Here is a 19,453-nt window from a genome sequence, read left to right as displayed (position 1 = left end):
CAGAAGATCCCGAATTCGAGACCTTCTACACCAAGAACATCCTTCTGAATGAAGGTCTGCGTGCCTGGATGGCACCGGCTGACCAGCCGCACGAAAACTTCGTCTTTCCTGAAGAGGTTCTGCCCCGTGGTAACGCTCTCTAATCCCGGTCTTGGCGCCACAGGCGGCAAAGACCTTCCCTCCACCGGGTATGCCTGGTGGTCCGGCAACGCCCGCCTGATCAACCTGTCCGGCCGTCTGCTTGGTGCCCACGTGGCCCACGCTGGTCTGATGGTGTTCTGGGCCGGCGCAATGATGCTGTTCGAGGTGAGCCACTTCACCTTCGACAAGCCCATGTACGAGCAGGGCTTCATCTGCATGCCCCACGTCGCCACTCTTGGCTACGGCGTGGGCCCCGGCGGTGAGGTCACTGATCTCTTCCCCTTCTTCGTGGTCGGTGTTCTGCACTTGATCAGCTCCGCCGTGCTCGGCCTCGGCGGCCTTTATCACGCCCTGCGTGGTCCGGAAATTCTGGAGAACTATTCCTCCTTCTTCTCCCAGGACTGGCGTGACAAGAACCAGATGACCAACATCATTGGTTATCACCTCATCCTTCTGGGCGTCGGCTGCCTGCTGCTGGTCTTCAAGGCCATGTTCTTCGGCGGCGTCTACGACACCTGGGCTCCCGGCGGCGGCGACGTCCGCATGATCACCAACCCGACCCTCGATCCGGGCGTGATCTTCGGTTATCTGTTCCGCGCTCCCTTCGGTGGCGAGGGTTGGATCATCGGTGTGAACTCCATGGAGGACATCATCGGTGGCCACATCTGGCTGGGTCTGACCCTGATCTTCGGTGGCATCTGGCACGCCATCACCAAGCCCTTCGGCTGGGTGCGCCGCGCCTTCATCTGGAACGGTGAGGCCTACCTGAGCTACAGCCTTGGCGCTCTGAGCTTCATGAGCTTCATCGCTTCGGCCTACATCTGGTTCAACAACACCGCTTATCCCTCCGAGTTCTGGGGCCCCACCAACGCTGAGGCATCCCAGGCTCAGAGCTTCACCTTCCTGGTGCGTGACCAGCGCCTCGGCGCCAACATCGGTTCCGCCATGGGCCCCACCGGCCTTGGTAAGTATCTGATGCGCTCACCCACTGGTGAAATCATCTTCGGCGGTGAAACCATGCGCTTCTGGGACTTCCGTGGTCCCTGGCTGGAGCCCCTGCGTGGCCCCAACGGTCTCAGCCTCGACAAGCTGCAGAACGATATTCAGCCCTGGCAAGTGCGCCGTGCGGCTGAGTACATGACCCACGCTCCCAACGCCTCGATCAACTCCGTGGGCGGCATCATCACCGAGCCCAACTCGGTGAACTACGTGAACCTCCGCCAGTGGCTGGGTGCAACACAGTTCGTGCTCGCCTTCTTCTTCCTGGTTGGTCACCTCTGGCACGCCGGCCGCGCTCGCGCTGCTGCTGCTGGCTTCGAGAAAGGCATCGACCGCAAGGCTGAGCCTGTTCTCGGCATGCCCGACCTCGACTGATCCACCGGGTCAACCCAAACGATCGTCATCAACCCTCGCCACACGGCGGGGGTTTTTTATTGGGATGGGAGAGGCGATTTCTTAGCCTGTCCGAATCGATGGATCGTCCGTGAACACAGGCCTGAACACCCGGGTGATCCACCACGGCGACAGCTTTGCGGGAGACACCGGCACGGTGATGCCGCCGATCTTCCCCACCAGCACCTTTGCCCATGGCAACGCAGGCGGTTTCGACTACACCCGGTCCGGCAACCCCAACTTCCGCATCCTTGATGGGGTGCTCGCCTCGGTTGAAGGTTGCGCACACGCCACCGTCTTCGCCTCCGGCGTCAGCGCCATCACCGCTGTGGTCTCCCAGCTGAAGCAGGGCGATCTGGTGCTCTGCGAAGAGAACCTGTACGGCTGCACCGTGCGGCTGTTCGAGCAGGTGTTCGCCAAGTTCGGCTTGAAAACCGCTTGGGTGGACTTCACCCAGCCGGCCGCACTGGAGCAGATCCAAGCCCAGAAGCCGGCGATGGTGTGGCTGGAGAGCCCGACCAATCCTCTGCTCAAGGTGATCGACCTGGAGGCGGTCTGCGCCATCACCCAACCCCTCGGCATCCCCGTGGTGGTGGACAACACCTTCGCCACCGCCCTGGTGCAACGCCCCCTGGAGCTGGGCGCCACCCTGTCACTCACCAGCACAACCAAATACATCAACGGACACTCCGATGCCCTCGGTGGAGCTGTGTGCACCAACGATCCCGAGTGGCACCAGAAGATGGTGTTCTCCCAGAAGGCCCTGGGCCTGCAGCCCTCCCCCTTTGATTGCTGGCTGATCACGCGGGGCATCAAGACCCTGCCGCTGCGGCTCAAGCAGCAGATGGCCAATGCCGCGGCCCTCGCCGATCAACTGGCGGGGCACGCCAAGGTGAACTGGGTGCGTTACCCCCACCGCAGTGATCACCCCCAGCATCAGGTGGCAACCCGTCAGATGCGTGCCGGTGGCGCCATCGTGACGGTGAGCTTCAACGCCAGCCAGGAGCAGACCTATGCCCTCTGCAAACAACTGCGCTGGTTCACCATGGCCGAAAGCCTGGGCGGCATCGAAAGCCTGATCTGCCACCCCGCCACCATGACCCACGCGGCGGTGTCGGCTGAGGTGAAGGCCAAGCTGGGCATCGACGATGGCCTGGTGCGCTTCTCGGTGGGCTGCGAAGACCTCGCCGATCTCCAGTCCGATCTGGACCAGGCCCTGGAGCTGCTGGCGTGAGTCCTCGCAATCTGCTCAGCGATCCGGCCTGGCAGGGCTCTGATCTCGGCCATCCCTTGCCCGAGTCCCCCCATGCGGTGTCTGTTGCGCTGCCGCGCTGGCGCGATGTGGTCGCCTACGAGGAGAAGGATCCGGCCTGCCGCGATGTCCTGCAGACAATCTATCCCCGCTTCGGCCTGCATCCGCTGATCCGACAACTGGTTCAGCCTTCGGAACTTGCAGGCAGCACGGTCTGGCCCTACCCCACCGGAGCGGCAGCCCAGGCAGCCCTGGCCCACTGCCAACGCAAGGCACCGGAAAGCCGCTCCGAGCTGATCGCCATTGCTGGGCTGACCTGCCTGCGCAGTGATACAGCGGCGAGCCCCCATGCCAAAGCGTTCTGGCAGCACACCGGCCTGGGCCTTTCCTCCCGCCAGGCCGCCATCGCCCTGGGGAAGGAGACGGCACCCAGCAGCACATCCGGCGAAGCGGCCCGCCGTGCCATTCGGGAGCGCCTGGCTGGCATCCATGGCGTCGACGCCCAGCAGATCAGCCTGCATCCGGCGGGAATGGCCGGCCTGTATGCGGCACTCAGCGCCATCCAGACGCTGCGGCCCGGGAAGCCCACGCTGCAGCTGGGCTTCCCCTACGTGGATGTGCTGAAGCAACCGCAGGTGGTGTTTCACGGCGGTGAGCTCCTGCAACCGCAGAGCCTCGCCGAGGTGGAAGCAGCCCTGGATCAGCTCCAGCCGGCGGCCGTGATTGTGGAGCTGCCCAGCAATCCGCTGCTGCGCTGCATGGATCTGCCCGGGGTGTCGGCCCTGGCCCGCAGCCGCGGCATTCCAGTGATTGCCGATGACACGATCGGCACCGGCATCAACCTCAATGCCCTGCCCTACGCCGATCTGATCTTCACCTCACTCACCAAGAGCTTCGCCGGCCGCGGGGATGTGATGGCGGGCAGTGTGCTGGTGAGCCCGCAGTCGCCCTGGGCGGCCTCCCTGCTGGCGGCGGTTCCAGCCATTGCCCCGCTCAGCGATGCCGATGCCATCGCCCTGGAGAACGGCAGCCGAGATGTGCTGCAGCGGGTGCCGCAACTCGATGCGAACGCCCTGCTTCTGGCGGAACGGCTCGAGACCCATCCAGCCGTGCAGCGGGTGATGCATCCGAAAAGCTGCCCCAACTTCCGCGCCTTGATGCGCAGCGGAGCTGGCCACGGCTGCCTGCTCTCCTTTGAACTGAAGGCGGGCCAAGAGCACTCCAAACGGGTTTACGACGCGCTTCGCGTCAGCAAAGGGCCGAGCCTTGGCACCAATTTCAGCCTGGTTTGTCCCTACACACAGCTGGCCCACTACGACGAACTGAACTGGGCGGAGCAGTGCGGCGTGCCGGCTCATCTGCTGCGCGTGTCGGTGGGTCTGGAAGACCCCGACGCGCTGTGGATGCGGTTTGAGCAAGCATTTGCTGACTGAGAGTCCGGTGAGACTCTGAAAAAGCCCTTAACAACCGGGTGAGGAGAGGCTTTTGATCATTAGTTTGTTTTCTTCGGGCCCCTCTACATCAGCTCCATGTCCCGCATTTACGACGACAACAGTCAGGCCATCGGCAATACCCCGCTGGTCAAGCTGAACAACGTCACCAAAAACTGCAAGGCCACCGTGCTGGCCAAGGTTGAGGGGCGCAACCCCGCCTACAGCGTCAAGTGCCGGATCGGCGCCAACATGATCTGGGACGCTGAAAAAAGCGGAAAGCTCACCAAGGGCAAGGTGATTGTTGAGCCCACCTCAGGCAACACCGGCATCGCTCTGGCCTTCACCGCTGCCGCTCGCGGTTACAAGCTGATCCTCACGATGCCCGAGTCGATGTCGATCGAACGGCGTCGGGTCATGGCCGTGCTGGGGGCTGAGCTGATCCTCACCGAAGCTGCCAAAGGCATGCCTGGTGCCATCGCCAAGGCAAAGGAAATCGCTGAGAGCGATCCGGCCAAATACTTCATGCCCGGCCAGTTCGACAATCCCGCCAATCCCGAGATCCACTTCAAGACCACCGGCCCTGAAATCTGGAACGACTGCGATGGCGCCATTGACGTGCTCGTTGCTGGCGTCGGCACCGGCGGCACGATCACCGGCGTCTCCCGCTATATCAAAAATGAAGCGGGTAAGGCGATCGAATCCGTGGCCGTTGAACCGACCAACAGCCCGGTGATCACCCAGACCATGAATGGTGAGGCCGTCAAGCCAGGTCCCCACAAGATTCAGGGCATCGGTGCCGGCTTCATCCCGAAAAACCTCGACCTCTCCGTGGTCGACAAGGTGGAGCAGGTGACCAACGAGGAGTCCGTGGCCATGGCCCTGCGCCTGGCCCAGGAGGAAGGCCTGCTGGTGGGCATCTCCTGCGGTGCCGCAGCTGCCGCCGCCATTCGTCTGGCGGAGAAAGATGAGTACGCCGGCAAAACCATCGTGGTGGTGCTGCCCGACCTGGCTGAGCGTTACCTCTCCTCGGTGATGTTCGCTGAGGTGCCGACCGGCATCATCGAGCAACCCGTCACAGCCTGATTATTTCCAGCTGTCAGGTCTTGAGCCCCGTCGTTGACGGGGCTTTTTTTATGGCCTCACTGTGAACCGTTCAAGCCTCAGCGTGACGGTGGGCGGGCCTGGGGCTGCACCGCCGCTGCATCAATCCACATGGCATCGCCATAGGAGAAGAAGCGGTAGCTCCTCTCAATCGCTTCGGCGTAGAGCTTCAACAGGGTTTCCCGGCCGATCAGGGCACTCACCAACAGCAGCAGAGAGCTTTTGGGCAGATGGAAGTTCGTGAGCAGGGCTTGAATCACCTTGAACTGATAGCCCGGCTGAATCACCAGATCCACCGGCCCCGTGTAGGGCTTGAGAACACCGCCATGGGCTTGAGCGGCCCCCTCCAGGGCACGAACACTCGTGGTGCCCACCGCAATCACCCGGCCTCGACAAGCCTGCACCGCCTCCACCACAGCAGGGCTGACATCCACCCATTCACTGTGCAACTCCAAGGCGGTGAGGTCTTCCGTTTCAACGGGGCGAAAGGTGCCGAGGCCCACATGCAGGGTGATCCGGGCCAGATCCACCCCTTTCTGCTGCAAGCCCGCCAGCAGTTCATCACTGAAGTGCAACCCCGCCGTCGGGGCAGCCACCGCACCGGGGCGATCGGCGTAACGGGTCTGATAGCGCTGGCTGTCGCTGGGGTCGTGCCGTTCGATGTAGGGCGGTAGAGGCACCTCGCCCACATCATTGAGCAAACCCTCAATGGTTTCGGCGTCCCTGCAATCACTGGGGAACTGCACCACCCGTCCACCACTGGCGGGGTCTTCCGCAAGCACCGTGAGGCTGATCGAGGTGCCATCAATCGTGAGGCTGTCGCCGGGCCGCATGCGCTTGGCAGGACGTGCCAGACACAGCCAGCGGCCCTCCCCCCGCGGCTCCAGCACGAGCAATTCGGACAGTCCGCCCCCGGAACGCCGCACCGCCAGGCGGGCCTTCAGCACCCGGGTGTCGTTCACCACCAGCAGATCACCAGGCTGCAGCTGCTCGAGCAGATCCCACACCTGGCCGTGAGCAGCATCCGTTGATGGCTCCCCCTGGGAGGGAACCATCAACAAGCGAGCGCTGTGGCGGGGCTCGACCGGTGCCTGAGCGATGCGCTCAGGCGGCAGCGGGTAGTCGTAGCTGCTGAGTTGCAGGTCCCTGGGGTCAGGCACGCGGGCGACCGATCAGAGCGCCAGGCTTTCTGGACGGTTCTCGATCAGATCGGCGAGATCCTTCAGGAATGCGGCACCGTCGGCGCCGTAAATCACGCGGTGATCCGCCGTCAGGTTCACCTGCATCTGACGCTTGACGGCGATGGAGCCGTCCTTGTTTGCCACCACCGTGGGGCGTGATGCAGCGACGGCGAGAATGGCCCCGGTGCCTGGGGGAAGGATCGCGTCGAAGCGATCAACACCGAACATGCCGAGGTTGGAAAGGGTGAAGGTGCCCGTGGAATACTCCTCCGGCTGCAGCTGCTTGCTGCGGGAGCGCTTGACCAGATCACCCCACTGACGCGACATCTCATAAAGATCGGTGCGATCGGCATTGCGCAGCACCGGCGTGATCAAGCCACCGTCTTCCATCGCCACGGCGACAGCCACGTTCACGTCGGCTGGATAGGCCATGCCGGCAGCGGTGGTGGCGGCATTCACCTGGGGGTGACGCGCCAGAGTGACGGCCACAGCCTTGGCCAGCAGCGCCGTCATCGTGACGCCCTTGGGCTTCACCTGTTTGTAGAAGGCATCCAGCTTGTCGGTGGTGATGGTGTAACCAACGCGGAAGCAGGGAACCGCAAGGCTCGCCTCCATGTTTTTGTTCACCGCACCCTGGAGGGTGTTGAAGGCCACGGTCTCGCCGGGCCGACCAAAGCTATTGCCCGCCGGAGCCGACGGGGCCACTGCTGCTGCTGCGCCAGCCGAGGAAGCAGCGGGGGCCGTTCCTTCCGCCACCCGGGGCACGGAGATGGGCTGACCGGAGGCTTGCTCCACGTCTTCCGCCTGAATCCGGCCGTGGGGGCCGCTGCCGCGCACGGTGGCCAGGTCCACACCCATCTGGGAGGCCAGCTTCTTGGCCCGGGGGCTGGCCACGATGCGACCGTCGTTCACCACCGGTGCCGACGGTGCAGGGGCAGCAACAGGTGCCGGGGCCGGGGCAGGAGTCGGAGCTGGGGTCTGAACCGCAGCTTGAGTGGGCGCCGGAGCCGGTGCAGGGGCGGGCGCCGCAGCAGGAGCGCTGGGGGCCTTGGCCTGCGCGTCGGCGATCTCAGCCTCTGTTTCGACAATCAGACCGATGGTTTCGCCCACCGGTGCCGTGCTGCCAGCAGGCATCAGGACCGCTGCGAGGTAGCCGTCCTGGAACGACTCAACGTCCATGTCCGCTTTGTCGGACTCAACGACAAGAACCGACTCGCCCCGAGCCACCTTGTCTCCGGGCTGTTTCAGCCACTCCACGATCTTCCCCTCCGTCATGGTGGAGCTGAGGGCAGGCATGAAGATGTCTGTGGTCGCCAAAACCGTCTCCGGGAGGGCAGATCAGGGGAGTTTACGAGTCAGCAGAGGCAAGCCGATCAGGCTTCCTCAATCGACTGCACAACGCCATCCTTCACAACGATGGCCACCTGCATCTTCTGCACCAGGTTGTCGCCGACCTTCAGCTCACAGCTGCTCTCCAGCTGACCCTGCTCAACGATCTGGTCCATCTCCAGCTCACGCACCTGGGCCTGCTGCTGAAGCAGGTTGCGCTTCTGCTCCTCCAGCTCGGCGCGCTTGGCCGCCACCTGCTGTTGGATCTGCGCCACCTGATCCTGCACGCGGGGATCAAGGGGGTTGGCGCTCTGACGACGCACCTGGTCCACCACGTCCTGGCCTTCCTGTTCCAGCTGAGCCAGCTGTTGGTCAGCGGTGGTAATGCCATTGCTGAGCTCGCGCTCTGCTTCTTCTTTCCAGGTGGGCGTCACGACGGCGCGGACGGTGATCGGACGCTTAATCGTCAGGGAGGTGCCGTCGGACATGGGTTCTTGGGAGACGGCCAAAGCGTGTCAGCCCTTTCACGTGGGGTCAATCACCGGACAACCGACCACCCCCCAGGCCTCGTCAGGCGCGATCAACGTCCGTAGAGGCCATCGATCAACTGCCGATCGCGGCTGGTAATGCGATCACGGCGCTGCTTCAGGGTCTGGGTCAGCAGTCCGTTCTCAATGCTGAAGGGATCCACGAGCACCACCCCGGCCAGCCGTTCATCACCGCGGGAGCCCGGCCGCTGCTTGAGCAAGCGGTTGCATTCGCGCATCAACAAACGGAGTAAAGCCGGATCACCGGGTTGGCCGCCCAGATCCTGCGCCACACTCACGCCGGCTTCAGCCGCCCAGGCCACGATCGCCTCAGCACGGGGAACGATCAGGCCACCGAGCTGGCGTTCGTCCTGACCCACCAGCATCACCTGCTCGATCAGGGGGCTGGCCACCAGGGCCTCTTCCAGGGGGCCGGGCTCGATGTTCTCGCCACTGCTCAACACAATCGTGTCCTTGGCCCGGCCGGTGAGGGCCACCGAACCATCCGGCAAAAGCATGCCGAGATCGCCGGTGTCAAACCATCCCGCGGCATCGAGAACCTTGGCGCTGGCCTCGGGTTTGCCGAGGTAGCCCGCCATCACCTGGGGGCCCCGCACCATCACCCGCCCCCGTTGCCGGAAGCCCAGGGGCTGACCGTTGTCGGGATCGACAATCCGGAATTCGGTCTGGGGCATCGGCAGCCCGGAGCTGCCGCGGATGTTGCGCCAGGGCCTGCGGCAACTCACCACAGGGCTGGTTTCGGTGAGGCCATAGCCCACCAGCAGCTCAATCCCCACGGCTTCAAAAAAGGCATCGATGTGGGGCGCGATGGCACCGCCACCACTGATCGGATAGGCGAGCTGACCGCCACTGAGCTGGCGACGCAGCTTCGGCCAGATCAAGGTCGAGGCCAGGGCATGCAGGGGCCAGCGCAGGGCCGCGGAGCCGCAGGCACGCAGCCGGCCGGCCGCTGACACCGGTTCCAGCAGGAGGTTGCGCGCCGTGCGCACGGCTTTGCGCTGGGCAGCGCTGTTGGCCAACGCCGCCCGCAGCAGGCGCTGCCGGGAGGGGGGGAAGGTCTTGAGCACATCCTCAAATCCAGCCTGAACCGCCTCCCACAGCCGCGGCACGGTGGCCATCGCGATCGGCCGGACCCGCGGCAGATCCTTCTTGAGTTGCTTGATGGTTGTGTAGGTCTGCGTGCAGGCGCAGGAGAGGAAGAAGTAGCTGGCACTGCGCTCGTAGGCATGCCAGATGGGCAACACACTCAGCACCGGAGCACCGGGATCGGGATAGGCCACACAGGCCAGTGAGCTCATCTGATGCAGCAGGTTGGCGTGGGTCAACGGGACCCCTTTGGGTTGGCCGGTCGTACCCGAGGTGTACAGAACAGTGGCCACGGCGTCTCTCCCCCCCGCCGGGCCAACGGGATCAAGGCCGGCCCCTGACGCCAGAAACGCCTCCCAGCCCATGGCGCCCTCGGCAGGCTCCCCTTCCAGCTGAAGCACAAAACGCAGCTGAGCCATTTGCTCTGGGGGAAGGGCCAGACGACGCCACACATCAGCGTTCTGCACCACCAGGGCCGTCGCCCGGCAATCCGAAAGGATGTAGCGCAGCTCCTCCACCGGGGCCGAGGCACCGCGCACGGCATCAGCGGCACCGGCACGCATCAGGCCCTGATCCGCCACCAGCCAGCGGGGGCTGTTCTCAGCAAACAGAGCCACCACATCCCCATCCTTCACGCCATGGCGCCGAAAGGCGGCAGCAGCGGTGGCGATGCGCTCCGCCAGTTCGCCGAAATTGAAGCGTTCGGGATGCGCCGCATGGGGCGCATCGACGGCGGCAATCAGCCCGTGGCGGTCGGCGAGCCAGGGCCACACCGCATCGACCCTCTGCAACTTCTGAACATGGGCATGACGCTGCAAAGCGTCCGTTTCACGGGTTGTCGGGCTCCAGCTGGCCGTCATCCGAGGCAGGGGTTCAAACAGCTCAGGTCTATCTCGCTTCCTCCTCCCAGACCAGACCGAAACGATGGGCCAGGGCTTGCCGCAGCAACGGCTGCACCTCAGCCGACGTCAGCCCTGGCAACCAGTCCGCAAGCCGCCCAACCGCACGACCGGTGAGCCCACAGGGGGTGACTCGCTCAAACCCCTGCATCGAGCAATCAACGTTGAGGGCCAGGCCGTGCTGGGTGATCCAGCGGCGACAGCCCACACCGATGGCGGCGACCTTGCGGTTGTCCAACCAGAGGCCGGTCAACCCCGGCAGACGCTGACCCTCCAGGCCCAACTCCGCCAGAACATCCAGAACGACTTGTTCCAACTGACGCAGATACCAGTGCAAATCGGGCGTGCGGCGCTGAAGGTCCAACACCGGGTAGGCCACCAGTTGGCCGGGCAGGTGATGGGTCACCTCCCCGCCCCGATCAATCCGATACAGGGGTGCCGGTGGGTCAGCGGGATCGAAATGCAGGTGCTCCTCGCTGGCACCACGGCCGAGGGTGTAACAGGTCTGGTGCTGCAGGATCCAGACCGCCTCCGGAGCCGATGGATCAGCAAGAAGAGTGCTCTGCCAGCGCTGTTGCGCCGACCAGGCGGCATCGAATCGAACCGGATCACCGGGCTCGAAAAGAAATGCACGCTGGGGGTGGGCCGAATCGTGCGCTGTATCTAGCTTGCCGATAACAACCGGCACAGGAGTAAGGCATGAAGTTGCTGATCCATGGTCGCAACCTCGAGATCACGCCGGCGTTGCGGGATTACACCCAAACCAAGTTGGAGCGGGCCACATCGCACTTCGGTGATGCTGTTCGCGAGGCCGACGTCCATCTCTCCGTGGCCCGCAATCCCCGGGTGCCGCAGCAGACCGCCGAGGTGACAGTCTTTGCCAACGGCACGGTGATCCGCGCCCAGGAACGCAGTGAAAACCTGTACGCCAGCATCGATCTGGCCGCTGGGAAACTGGCCCGCCAACTGCGTCGCTGGAAGGAACGCCACAGCGATCACCACCACAGCCACGGCCACAGCGCCAGCCACACCCCCAGCACGGATGTGGTCAACGATGCATCCACCGTTGAAGCCTCCCTTCTGCAAGGGCGTGAGGCGGAACTGCCGGATCCGGGAGTGCGACGCAAATATTTCGCCATGCCGCCCATGGGCCTGGAGGAGGCACGCCGCCAACTGGATCTGATCGACCACGACTTTTATCTGTTCCGGGAGAAGGAGAGCGATCAGCTGCAGGTGATCTACCGCCGCAACCACGGTGGGTATGGGGTGATTCAGGCTCGTGACTGACCTCCCGGCCCGCCATGGCTGATCCAGCCCAAGAGCTCCCCGACCTCCCCCCCCGGCTTGATCAGGCGATCCTCGACCCCCTGCTGACCCGGGACCAGCTCCAAGCCCTCTGTGATTCCGGGATGCAGGAGGGCGTGCGGGCCATCTGCACCACACCGCGTCAGCTGCCGCTGCTGCGGGAACGCATCGGGACCACCGACGCAGGCCCCCGCCTGGTGGCGGCCATCGGCTTCCCTTTCGGTGCGATTCCAGCCGATCTCAAGCTGGCGGAAGCGGAATGGTGTGCCGCCCACGGCGCCCAGGAGCTTGATGTCGTGCCCGATTTCAGCGCCTTGGCGAACGGCGATTCAGGTGCATTTGCCGAAGAACTTGCCGCCCTCTGCGAGCTGGGGCTTCCCGTGCGGGCCGTCCTGGACATGGCCCGTCTGGAAACCGAACAACTGGAGCTGGCCGTGGAGGCCGCCATTGATGCTGGCGCTGCGGGACTGCAGACCAGCAACGGCTTTGGGCCGGCCTGCCATGCCGATCAGATCCTTGCGTTGAAACAGCTGATCCGCAAACGCTGCGCCATCAAAGCGGCCGGTGGGATCCACAGCCTCAGCCACGCAGGAGACCTGCTGTTGGCGGGGGCCGATCTGCTGGGCACCAGCAGCGCGCCGGCTCTTCTGCAGGCCCAACGCCGCCCCGCGGCCTGAATGGCAGAACGACGCCTCACCGGCCTCGCCCTCAAGGTGGGCCCCCTCGGCGAGCATGACCGCCTGCTGAGCCTGCTCAGTGATGCGGAGGGCATCGGTCGCTTCGCCGTTCCCGGAGCACGCCGACCCAAGAGCAGTCTGGCCGCCGCGGCCCCCCTCACCCTGCTGGAACTGCAGGTGGGAGGACGCAGCGGCCTGGCCCGGGTGCGACAACTGCGGGTGCTGCGCAGTTTTTCCGGCCTCGGGCAACAGCTGGAAACCCTTGCCGCGGCGCAAGCGCTGTGTGATTTATGCCTTCAACTGGCGGCCCAGGACCCCGTGGACGGGCTGCTGGACACGATGCAGCTGCACCTGGAACGCCTGGAGGAGCACCGAGCCGACCCGGAGCTGGTGCTGGCCAGCACGGTCCAGGCCTGCATCCATCTGCTCACCCTGGGCGGTTATGGACTGCCGTTGCAGACCTGCTGCCTCACGGGCGATCCCCTCGAGCCACCGCTGGGGCAGTGGGAGTGGCGCTGCAGCCTGCTGCCGCAGGACGGCTTTGCGATCGATGAGCAGCCTGGGGCGGCGATTCAACTGAATCCCTCCGAACTGGCCCTGCTCCAGCGACTCACCCGGGCCGAACTGCCCCGTCGCCGGGACGGTGCGCTGATGGGCCCTCCAGCCGTGTGGCGCCGGCTGCTGCGGGTGGTTGAGATCTGGAGCCGGACGCATCTGAACCGACCCAGCAAAGCCCTGGCCATGCTGCGAGAGACGCTCCTGGCAGGCGCGTGAGCCATCATGGCCGCGATGCATTTGCCCCTTGAGCGGACCCAGCCTCACCACCCCTGAACCCGCTCTGCCCACCGGCAGCAACCCGGAGGGAAAGCGTGGCTTGGAAGCCGTGCTGCGCCTCAAGGACTTCCGCAAACTCTGGCTGGGTCAGATCTTTTCCCAGCTGGCGGACAAGTTCTACATCGTGCTGATGGTCTTCCTGATCGATCAGCACCTGCTGCTGAAGGGGCAGGGAAGTGGGGTGCTGGCGGAGATGGCCTCGGACTACGGCCTCGACATCAGCACACGCACCCAGGTGATCACCCTGCTGGCTACAGGCATTTTTGTGGCAAACACCATCCCGGCCATGCTGCTGGGAACGGTGGCTGGCGTCTGGGCGGACCGCTGGCCCAAGCGTCGGGTGATGGTGGCCAGCAATGCCATCCGAGCCCTGTTGGTGGTGTTCGCACCGCTCTGTCTGCTGCCGGGGCCCGTCTGGCTTGGTCTGCCCTGGGGCTACTGGGGGCTGGTGGGCATGACCTTCCTGGAGTCGATCCTGACCCAGTTTTTCGCCCCCTCGGAACAGGCCACGATTCCTGTGGTGGTGCCGGGAGATCACCTGTTGGCGGCCAACTCCCTCTACCAAGCCACCAGCATGGGGGCAACGATCCTGGGCTTCGCGCTGGGGGAACCGATTCTTCGTGCCCTGCACAGCAGCCTGGCGATCATCGGCATCGATGGCGGCGAGTTTCTGCTGCTTCCGCTCTGTTACGGCCTTGCAGCCCTCAGCCTGTCGCGCCTGAAGCTGCAGGAAGCCCCCAAGCCCCCCTCCAATACATCGGTTTGGACGGAGATCGGCGAAGGATTGCAGGTGCTGCGCCGAGTGCCTTCAGTGCGTGGCGCCATGATTCATCTGGTGCTGCTCTACAGCCTGTTGGCAGCGCTTTACGTGTTGGCGCTCCAGCTGGCTGCCCTGATCGAGAACCTGGGGCCCTCAGGCTTTGGTGCCCTACTGGCCATGAGTGGACTGGGCATGGCGATCGGAGCTGTGGTGATCGCCCAGCTGGGCCATCGGTTCAGCCGCCGCCGGCTCACGGCAGCAGGCCTGGGAACCATCACCTGGACCCTGGTGCTGCTCAGCCAGCTGCGGGGATCCCTGGCCTTCACCCTGAGCCTCTGCGGAATCCTGGGCATCGGCGCAGCTCTGGTGGCGATCCCCGCGCAGACCACGATTCAGGAAGAAACCCCCGAAACCGAGCGCGGCAGGGTGTTCGGACTGCAGAACAACCTGATCAACATCGCCCTCAGCCTGCCGCTGGTGCTGGCGGGCACCCTGGTGAGCAGCATTGGTCTTCAACCGGTGCTGTGGCTGCTGGCGGGGTTGGCCCTGGTGGCGGCGTTGATCGAACGACCGTGGCAGCGCTGCTAACTTGCGTTTTCGCCTGAGGAGGCCCAACCCGCTTGGCGCAGATTGCGTGGCTCGGCAAGAAGTCTCCCTTCTGCGGGAATGTGTCCTACGGGATCAGCACCACGGATGCCCTGCGCAAACGCGGGCATCAGGTGCACTTCATCCATTTCGATAACCCGCGCAGCCCGGAGCGCGACGACACATCGCTGCTGGCCAACGACCCGGACGTCAGCCTGCCTTATCTGGTCAAATCGCAGGTCTACACGATCCCTTCACCCGGGGCGCAGCGGGAGCTGAGGGAATCCCTGGAGCGGCTGCAGCCCGATCTCGTGCACGCCAGCCTCACCCTTTCGCCTCTGGATTTCCGCCTGCCGGAGCTCTGTCAGCAGCTGGGCGTGCCCCTGGCGGCCACCTTTCATCCCCCCTTCGATGCAGGCCTGCGCAACCTGACGGCGGGCACCCAACAGCTCACGTACCAGCTGTATGCACCGGCCCTGGCCCGCTACGACCGGGTGATCGTGTTTTCACAGCTTCAGGCGGACTTTCTCGAGCGCCTGGGCGTTCCCGCCGATCGACTGACGGTGATTCCCAATGGTGTGGACACCGACCGCTGGTGCCCCACCAGCCCCGGCACCCTTTCGCTGATGCATCAGCAGGTGCGGCAACGGCTGGGCCGAGAACGGATTTTCCTCTACATGGGGCGCCTGGCAACGGAGAAGAACGTTGAAGCCCTGCTGCGGGCCTGGCGGCTGGTTTCACCGGAGGGCTGCCGGTTGGTGATCGTCGGCGACGGGCCGCTGCGTAACAGCCTGATGAACCAGTTCAACGACGATCGGATCCTCTGGTGGGGCCACGAGCCAGACCTGGACACCCGGGTTGCACTGCTCCAGTGCGCTGAGGTCTTCATCCTGCCGAGCCTTGTGGAGGGCCTGTCGCTGGCCCTGCTGGAGGCGATGGCCAGCGGAACAGCCTGCGTGGCCACCGATGCCGGTGCCGATGGCGAGGTGCTGGAGCAAGGGGCGGGAATCGTACTGAGCACCCAGGGCGTCACCACCCAGTTGCGCACGCTGCTGCCGGTGCTCAGGGACCAGCCGGTACTCACGGCGGAACTGGGCCGCAAAGCCCGCCTCCGCGCCTTGGAGCGCTACACGATTTCCAGCAACATCGATGCCCTCGAACAGCTCTATGCCGACCTAATGCCGACCAGCACGGTCGCCGCCTGAGCCAGGCCATCAGCGCCAGTCCAAGCCAGGAACCCAGCCCACAATCGCTGGGGTGACTGAGGCGTATTGGCTGTAATCCGGATGCAGCGCCCGCAACCCCTGCTCCTCGAAGCGGGCTTTACCCCGCAGCACAGCCGCCAGGCTGACCAACAAAAACAGATGCAGCGGGCTGCCTGTGGCCAGCACCACTCCTGCGGAACACAGCAACACCGCCCGGTACAAGGGATGCCGACAGATGGCGTAGGAACCTGTGGCGATCAACTGATTCGCCGGCTTGGGCGCTGGCAGCGGCGAAAGGCTGGCCCCGAGACAGCGAAACGCCTCAAGGGCCCGAAACAGACCAAAAGCCAACAGCAGCAGGCCCAGCCCGAACAGGGGTTTGGGCCAAATCGCCACACCGAAGCTGGCGGGAGCTGGCCAGACCGGCAGCAGATGGGCCGTGATCAGCAGCAGCTGGGCCAGCAGCCACCACTCACCCCGGCGGTTGTCCAACCAGCCGCCCCAACTGAAGCCCCAATCGGAGAACATTCACTCGCTCACCACCAATGTTCGGACGTTACGGCGCTGCACCAAACCCGCCAGGGTCTGCATGTCGTCCCAGCGAATCAAGCCCACACAGCCGAGCGTGCCGCTGTTGGCGTTGCGGTTGGCACTGGGGTCGAGATGAATGCCCAGATGGCCTCGCCCCGTGGGGAACTGCGGTTCAATCCCAATCCAGATCGGCCCGAGCTCGCGTGGATCAGCGGGACCCAGGGGCTCCACCGGCCCAAGGACGTAGCGACCGGTGGGGAGCGGCGCGCGGGTGCCGGAGCGATGGCGATCGGCGTTCTGAAGGTGGGCCCGACCGCTGACGGCATCGAAGTGCTGCACGGGCTGACCTGGGGTTTCCAAACGCAGACTCCAGATGGGATCGCCCGTGCGCGGGAGCGATCGCGTGGTGCGGTTCAGCACCAAGACCGACTCGTTGGCGGAGGTGGTGATGGATGGCGACGTGGTGGGGAGCCTGGAGGCAGAGGCCAGATCCATCTCAGCGGCAGAACAGGGCACGACCAACAGCGCCAGCAGCTTCAACGCGAGACACGACCGAACGACCACAGGAGCCATGCAAACAGGCCGGAACCCTATGGGCGGTTTTTATTCGCTGAGGAAATAAAAGCCAGCGCTCTCACTTTCCCCTTCTGAGACCCAGCTCGAGAAAAGATTCAGAGCTCGTTTTCAGCCAGCCGCAGCGCTTCAGCCTCCTTGGTTGGATCCAAGGCGCAGCTGTCATCCAGCAGGCGCTGCAGGCGTGGGCTGACGGCGACCACCAGGGGATTGGTCAGCACGCGCCGGCTGATGCCCAACTCCTCGAGCGAAATCGCCAGGGCTTGGCTGGCCTGGCGGCGCGGCAGACGCCCCTTCTCCACCTGACAGTCGCTGCTGGCCTTGGCCATGGCGGCATAGCCGCGAATGCGGCGGGCTAGCACCACCACGGCAACCCGGCGCTGAACCTCGGGTGCCAAAGGAGCATCCTCGGCAGCAACAGGGATGGGTGTTGCCATGGGCAGACCCAGCAACAGCGCAGCAAGGAAGCGGTGGAGACGCATCAACGTGCCTGGAACGCCCCCTCAGTCAAGCCTGGGAAATCGCTGGGCGATGCTGCTGCCGGTGTACTGCGCCACCCATCCCTCGGGGTTGTTGAACCAACGCACAGCACAGAACTGAGGCTGAGAGCCCATGTCAAACCAATGACGGGTCCCGGCAGGGACCCGCATCAGGTCGCCCCGTTCGCACAGCACGCTGAGCACCTCGGAACCGATGTGCAGCACAAACAAGCCGCACCCTTCCACAAAAAAGCGGACTTCGTCTTCGGCATGGGTGTGCTCCTCAAGGAACTTGCGGCGCAGGGGCTCGCGATCGGGGTGATCCGGCGTCATCCGAATCGCGTCGACCGTGGCGTAACCACCATCGCGTTGAACCCGGGCAATCGCATCGGCATAGGCCTGGAGGATAGTGGCCTGGTCGGCCCCCTCCGGCAGACCCTGCTCCGCCGGCCATTGCTCAAAGCCGATGCCCCGGCGACTGAGCTCCGACTGAATCACGGCCGGATCGTTGCTCTCCAGCGCAGGCATGAGCCCATTCGCAGCATGGGCTGAGCTTTCGTCTGGAAAGATGCTGAGACGACTCATCGTCTGGACCCCGGGCGCATCGACTGCTGACCATCATCGATCCCGCCACGACTGGGGGTCTCACACTGGTGGGGGTCGGCCCCGGCGATCCTTCCCTGCTCACCCTGGCCGCCGTTGAAGCCATCCGCCAAGCGGAGGTGGTGGCCTACCCGGTCGGACGACCGGGGGCCGACAGCATGGCCGCCAAAATCGCCGCGGCCTGGATCCGCAGCGACCATCAGCATCTGCCCTTGTTGTTCCCGATGGTGGAAGCCGCCGAACCGCGTCGCACCGCCTGGGGAGCGGCGGCGCAGGAGCTGCAGCAAGCCATCCGTTCCGGCCAGCAGGTGGCACTGCTGTGTGAGGGAGATGCGTCGCTGTTTGCGAGTTGCAGCTACGTGCTGCTGGCCTTGCGTCAGGCCTGGCCCAACTGTCCCATCAGCGTGATTCCCGGCATCACCTCCTGCTCGGCAGCCGCGGCTGCGGGCCTCTGGCCCCTCGCTCTGCAGCAGGACCAACTGCTGTTGCGCCCTTGCCCCGACACACCCGAGGAGCTGGAGCGGGTGCTGGATACCGCCGCGGCAACGGGGCAAGTTCTGGCCCTGCTGAAGCTGGGTCGGCGCTGGAGTTGGGTGCAACCCCTGCTGAAGCAGCGAGGCCTGCTGCAACAAGCACTGTTTGCCGAGCGGGTCGGCTGGCCCGACCAGCAGATCTGTTGCGCGGATGCCGTTGCGGCCGAACCTCGCCCCTACTTCTCGCTGCTGCTGATCCGGCAGGGTTGGCCGGAGGTGCTGCCCTAGGCCAGCTCTCGGCTGCGTTCCGCAGCAGCGACCACCGCTTCGATCAAGGCGGAGCGAAGGCCGATGCGTTCGAGCGCGCGAACGCCGGCGATGGTGGTGCCCCCCGGAGAGGTGACCATGTCCTTTAGCTGGGCAGGGTGCAGATTGCGACGGTCCAGCAGCTCAGCCGTTCCAGCCAGGGTGCGGTGGCTCAGCCGCAGGGCCAGGTCCCTGGGAAGACCGGCAGCAACAGCCCCATCAGCCATGGCTTCCGCCACCAGGGCCACAAAGGCAGGGCCCGACGAGGTGAGGGCAAGGAACGCATCGAGCTTGGCTTCCGCCAACTCCAGAACTTCGCCCACATCGGCGAACAGCTGCCGCACCTGATCCCGTTGCCCTTGGTCGATCCCCTCCCCCCAGGCCAGAGCTGTCAAACCAGCTCCCACCAGCGCAGGGGTGTTGGGCACCGCCCGCACACAGCGATGACCGGGAAACAAATGCTGCAACCGCGCCAGAGACACCCCCGCCAATACAGAAATCAGCAGCGGTTGACCCACAACAGGTCCTGAAGCTGCTGCAACGGCATCGAGTTGCTGCGGCTTCACCGCAAGAAGCTGGATCGGAGCCGTCCAGACCTGCTGAGCGGAAGGGTCATCAGCGGCAACCAAACCGATGCCAGCCGGAAGGCCCCCACGTCGTTGCTCAAGGGAACCAGATCCTCCGACCACCGCCAACAGCTGGTCGGCCGGAATCCGTCCACGCTCCAGGAGAGGAACCACAAGGGCCTGAGCCATGCGAC

The 19,453-nt window shown here is 64.7% G+C and carries 20 protein-coding genes and 1 pseudogene; 11 read left to right on the top strand and 10 right to left on the bottom strand.

The window, feature by feature from the left end; translation table 11 throughout:
• The 5 genes and pseudogenes from NCN05_RS10640 to cysK form a co-directional block, all read left to right on the top strand.
• Positions 1–143: pseudogene (locus NCN05_RS10640) on the top strand (photosystem II D2 protein (photosystem q(a) protein)); the annotation flags it as partial.
• Positions 127–1,515 carry a photosystem II reaction center protein CP43 gene (gene psbC, locus NCN05_RS10635; RefSeq protein ID WP_011364942.1) on the top strand — a complete coding sequence of 463 codons (1,389 nt, stop codon included), beginning with the start codon at positions 127–129 and terminating at the stop codon, positions 1,513–1,515. The pseudogene NCN05_RS10640 and the gene psbC, both read left to right, overlap by 17 nt.
• A gap of 109 nt (positions 1,516–1,624) precedes the next feature.
• Positions 1,625–2,767, top strand: coding sequence for a trans-sulfuration enzyme family protein (locus NCN05_RS10630; protein WP_250398062.1), 1,143 nt, complete (start codon positions 1,625–1,627; stop codon positions 2,765–2,767).
• Complete coding sequence (locus tag NCN05_RS10625) at positions 2,764–4,218, top strand: PLP-dependent transferase (RefSeq protein WP_250398061.1); 1,455 nt, start codon at positions 2,764–2,766, stop codon at positions 4,216–4,218. Before NCN05_RS10630 ends, NCN05_RS10625 begins: the two co-directional genes overlap by 4 nt.
• A gap of 96 nt (positions 4,219–4,314) precedes the next feature.
• Positions 4,315–5,301, top strand: coding sequence for a cysteine synthase A (gene cysK, locus NCN05_RS10620; RefSeq protein WP_250398060.1), 987 nt, complete (start codon positions 4,315–4,317; stop codon positions 5,299–5,301).
• 77 nt (positions 5,302–5,378) lie between these two features.
• Here cysK and queA read toward each other — a convergent pair whose 3' ends face one another.
• The 5 genes from queA to lipB all read right to left on the bottom strand — a co-directional run bounded on the left by queA (position 5,379) and on the right by lipB (position 11,050).
• Entirely contained in the window at positions 5,379–6,479 is a 1,101-nt protein-coding gene (queA, locus tag NCN05_RS10615; RefSeq protein ID WP_250398059.1) for a tRNA preQ1(34) S-adenosylmethionine ribosyltransferase-isomerase QueA, read from the bottom strand.
• A 12-nt stretch (positions 6,480–6,491) separates the two neighbouring features.
• Positions 6,492–7,817, bottom strand: a complete 1,326-nt coding sequence (locus NCN05_RS10610) for a dihydrolipoamide acetyltransferase family protein (RefSeq protein ID WP_114989387.1) — start codon at positions 7,815–7,817, stop codon at positions 6,492–6,494.
• Positions 7,818–7,873: 56 nt separating this feature from the next.
• Positions 7,874–8,317, bottom strand: a complete 444-nt coding sequence (locus tag NCN05_RS10605; RefSeq protein ID WP_250398058.1) for a YlqD family protein — start codon at positions 8,315–8,317, stop codon at positions 7,874–7,876.
• Between the two features lie 92 nt (positions 8,318–8,409).
• Positions 8,410–10,323 (bottom strand): AMP-binding protein, encoded by a 1,914-nt coding sequence (locus tag NCN05_RS10600; protein WP_250398057.1) that lies wholly within the window; start codon positions 10,321–10,323, stop codon positions 8,410–8,412.
• A gap of 28 nt (positions 10,324–10,351) precedes the next feature.
• Positions 10,352–11,050: a lipoyl(octanoyl) transferase LipB gene (gene lipB / locus NCN05_RS10595; protein WP_115161574.1), complete on the bottom strand. Its 699-nt coding sequence runs from the start codon at positions 11,048–11,050 to the stop codon at positions 10,352–10,354.
• 11 nt (positions 11,051–11,061) lie between these two features.
• Here lipB and hpf point away from each other — a divergent pair, with 11 nt between their 5' ends.
• From hpf to NCN05_RS10570, 5 genes are read left to right on the top strand one after another with little or no spacing between them, the layout of a single operon-like run.
• The gene (gene hpf, locus NCN05_RS10590; protein ID WP_250398056.1) at positions 11,062–11,649 is read left to right on the top strand and encodes a ribosome hibernation-promoting factor, HPF/YfiA family; all 588 of its coding nucleotides are present in this window, start codon (positions 11,062–11,064) and stop codon (positions 11,647–11,649) included.
• A gap of 14 nt (positions 11,650–11,663) precedes the next feature.
• Complete coding sequence (deoC, locus tag NCN05_RS10585) at positions 11,664–12,344, top strand: deoxyribose-phosphate aldolase (protein WP_250398055.1); 681 nt, start codon at positions 11,664–11,666, stop codon at positions 12,342–12,344.
• On the top strand, positions 12,345–13,118 hold the full coding sequence (gene recO / locus NCN05_RS10580) for a DNA repair protein RecO (protein ID WP_250398054.1): 774 nt from the start codon (positions 12,345–12,347) through the stop codon (positions 13,116–13,118).
• Positions 13,119–13,146: 28 nt separating this feature from the next.
• Positions 13,147–14,526: an MFS transporter gene (locus tag NCN05_RS10575; RefSeq protein ID WP_115080824.1), complete on the top strand. Its 1,380-nt coding sequence runs from the start codon at positions 13,147–13,149 to the stop codon at positions 14,524–14,526.
• A gap of 32 nt (positions 14,527–14,558) precedes the next feature.
• Entirely contained in the window at positions 14,559–15,728 is a 1,170-nt protein-coding gene (locus tag NCN05_RS10570; RefSeq protein ID WP_250398053.1) for a glycosyltransferase family 4 protein, read from the top strand.
• 9 nt (positions 15,729–15,737) lie between these two features.
• Here NCN05_RS10570 and NCN05_RS10565 read toward each other — a convergent pair whose 3' ends face one another.
• The 4 genes from NCN05_RS10565 to NCN05_RS10550 all read right to left on the bottom strand — a co-directional run bounded on the left by NCN05_RS10565 (position 15,738) and on the right by NCN05_RS10550 (position 17,896).
• The gene (locus NCN05_RS10565; protein ID WP_250398052.1) at positions 15,738–16,256 is read right to left on the bottom strand and encodes a methyltransferase family protein; all 519 of its coding nucleotides are present in this window, start codon (positions 16,254–16,256) and stop codon (positions 15,738–15,740) included.
• On the bottom strand, positions 16,257–16,832 hold the full coding sequence (locus NCN05_RS10560; RefSeq protein WP_250398051.1) for a L,D-transpeptidase: 576 nt from the start codon (positions 16,830–16,832) through the stop codon (positions 16,257–16,259).
• A gap of 98 nt (positions 16,833–16,930) precedes the next feature.
• Complete coding sequence (locus tag NCN05_RS10555) at positions 16,931–17,314, bottom strand: hypothetical protein (RefSeq protein ID WP_114989396.1); 384 nt, start codon at positions 17,312–17,314, stop codon at positions 16,931–16,933.
• Positions 17,315–17,335: 21 nt separating this feature from the next.
• Complete coding sequence (locus NCN05_RS10550) at positions 17,336–17,896, bottom strand: 1,2-dihydroxy-3-keto-5-methylthiopentene dioxygenase (protein ID WP_250398050.1); 561 nt, start codon at positions 17,894–17,896, stop codon at positions 17,336–17,338.
• Positions 17,897–17,964: 68 nt separating this feature from the next.
• Between NCN05_RS10550 and cobI the strand changes: the two genes are divergently transcribed.
• A complete protein-coding gene (gene cobI / locus NCN05_RS10545; RefSeq protein ID WP_250398049.1) occupies positions 17,965–18,675 on the top strand; it encodes a precorrin-2 C(20)-methyltransferase in 711 nt (236 codons plus the stop codon).
• On the opposite strand, the gene proC is transcribed toward cobI, so the two are convergent.
• Positions 18,672–19,448, bottom strand: coding sequence for a pyrroline-5-carboxylate reductase (gene proC, locus NCN05_RS10540; RefSeq protein ID WP_371640200.1), 777 nt, complete (start codon positions 19,446–19,448; stop codon positions 18,672–18,674). The two genes, cobI and proC, sit on opposite strands and share 4 nt — an antisense overlap.
• Between the last annotated feature and the right edge of the window lie 5 nt (positions 19,449–19,453).

It is taken from the genome of Synechococcus sp. MU1651 (genome assembly GCF_023630635.1).
Lineage (GTDB): Bacteria > Cyanobacteriota > Cyanobacteriia > PCC-6307 > Cyanobiaceae > Parasynechococcus.
Note: the sequence above shows the minus strand (reverse complement) of the source record. Positions and strands in the feature narration are given on the sequence as shown.